1 protein-coding gene is annotated in these 249 nt (G+C 37.8%); it reads left to right on the plus strand.

Annotation, left to right across the window (positions count from 1 at the left end; all coding sequences use genetic code 11):
• Nucleotides 1–22 precede the first annotated feature (22 nt).
• Nucleotides 23–249: single-stranded DNA-binding protein (locus RM529_RS17970; protein ID WP_311486090.1), on the plus strand; the 227-nt coding region annotated here is incomplete at its 3' end.

Below are 249 nucleotides of genomic sequence, written 5' to 3' on the forward strand. Positions count from 1 at the left end.
CAGGTATCTAAATCTTTTAATTATGAGTAATCTAAGAAATCAAGTACAGTTAATCGGAAACGTGGGGAATGCCCCTGAAATTAAAAACTTCGAAAGTGGTAAAAAAGTAAGCAGTTTTTCACTGGCTACCAATGAATACTATCACAAGGAAGGAGAGAAAATTCAACAAACCGACTGGCACAATGTAGTGGCCTGGGGAAAACAGGCACAGCTTATCGAGAAATATGTTGATAAAGGTAAAGAAGTGGC

The organism is Autumnicola edwardsiae, from assembly GCF_031846505.1.
Taxonomy (GTDB): Bacteria; Bacteroidota; Bacteroidia; order Flavobacteriales; family Flavobacteriaceae; genus Autumnicola; species Autumnicola edwardsiae.